Genomic DNA, 1,667 nt, shown 5'->3' with positions numbered 1-1,667 from the left:
TTCCAATATTTTAAAAATAAAAAAGAGATAACTTTTTCAGCTACCTCTCCCAAAATCAATTTTTAATCACATAATTTTTTAATCCAAGATGCCAATATACCATGACATCTGTCGCACCATTTGCGATTTCGTCTACTTCATCATCAATATGAATTAAATCTCCATCTTCTGCATCACTCAAATTTAATTCTTTATGTATCCCTTTCAAGATTCCACCATACAAAATTAATCTTTTATAAGCTAACGCTTTATCCAAATCAATAACCGTTTCAATATTTGCTGGTGTCACTTTGTCACCTTTGATAATATCTGAATCTTTCACAGGATATTTTGAAACCTCAAAGACTGCTTTTTCTTCTGCAATCATCTTTTTTATTATTTTTATATTTTTATTGCCTGAGGCTGGAATTGACCCTGGCATTAAAATTTAAAAATAATCTCCATGAATAAATATTAAGCCGAAATAAAATAACGTTCCCAAATTAAAGTCAGGGAATATCAAAAAAGCCACGAGTCATTGATTTAATAATGATTCGTGGCTTTTATTATTGCAAAGGATTTATGCACGATTTTATACATTTTGCTGAAAATACAGTCATACCAAGCATTTGAGCGATTTTTCACTCACGTAGCTAGTTCAGTGATTTTGTATAAAATCCTGTATATTTAAAACAAAAAACCCGCAGCATCGCGCTACGGGCAAACATGAATCATAAAGACTCGTACATTATAGTAAATCATTATTTCAACTTCCTCAACACACAAACAATCGCTTCAACAATCTCATCAAATCGTCCATCGAACAACTTATTATCCGTCGTATGATCGATGAACCCGACCTCCAACAACACAGCTGGTGCCTTCGTATACTTCAGCACGTAATAACCAGCTGTCTTCACACCGCGATTTTTAAACCCGACACCGACCAAAGCGTCCTGCAGCTGCTTCGCCAGTTTCTTCGCCTTGTTACTCGCGGTCGGATACGTAAATACCTCTGCACCGTGCGCTTTCTCTGGCGCAATCGCATTACGATGAAACGAGATGAAATAGTCGTATTTTGAAGCGTTTTCGCGCTTTTTACGGGCGTTTAACGACAGTGTAGTATCTTTTGTCCTCGTTTCATCTACAACGGCTCCAGCGGCTCGTAAACGTTTCGCAACTGCTTGTCCGAGTCGCAGTACGTCGTTTGATTCTTTTCGTTTTCCATATACCGCGCCAGGGTCGTTTCCACCGTGGCCATAATCAAATAAAAACTTCATCCATTTCCCTCCTAAAATACCTTCGGGGCGATCGTGCTAAAGCTTGAAAAGGCGTTCTGCGTATAATGACGCGTCATCGTTAAAGAACGATGCCCGAGTAGCAACTGGATTTGCTCAATCGGCACGCCGTTTTCTAACAAACGTGTCGCAAATGTATGGCGCAACACGTGACAGCTGAAGCTGATGCCCGTTTTTTTCGAAAAATTACTCGCGTGACGTTGTAATGTACGCGCGCTGCAACGGAAAGCAGATTCAGACGACACATCTAGTTGATTGACATAATCCGCGACAACTCGCGCCGCTTGTGGGAACATAACAGGTATTTGCCGATCACTCCCCCATTTCGCATCATGAATGTTGATATAAAGCGCGCCCTCGATGTATTGGAAGTCACTTTTTTTCAGTTTC

General features: G+C 39.8%; 3 protein-coding genes. All 3 read right to left on the bottom strand.

The annotated features are described in order from the left end of the window. Positions 1-55 precede the first annotated feature (55 nt). Positions 56-421, bottom strand: a complete 366-nt coding sequence (locus tag QI30_RS19315) for a protein rep (RefSeq protein ID WP_126992111.1) — start codon at positions 419-421, stop codon at positions 56-58. A 319-nt stretch (positions 422-740) separates the two neighbouring features. After that, positions 741-1,259: an N-acetylmuramoyl-L-alanine amidase family protein gene (locus tag QI30_RS19310; protein WP_126992110.1), complete on the bottom strand. Its 519-nt coding sequence runs from the start codon at positions 1,257-1,259 to the stop codon at positions 741-743. Between the two features lie 11 nt (positions 1,260-1,270). After that, positions 1,271-1,667, bottom strand: a 397-nt coding sequence (locus QI30_RS19305) for a tyrosine-type recombinase/integrase (protein WP_148113910.1), incomplete at its 5' end; no start/stop codon positions are given.

This window comes from Candidatus Kurthia intestinigallinarum (assembly GCF_003991225.1).
GTDB lineage: Bacteria > Bacillota > Bacilli > Bacillales_A > Planococcaceae > Kurthia > Kurthia populi.
This window is presented reverse-complemented; position numbering and strand designations above follow the sequence as displayed.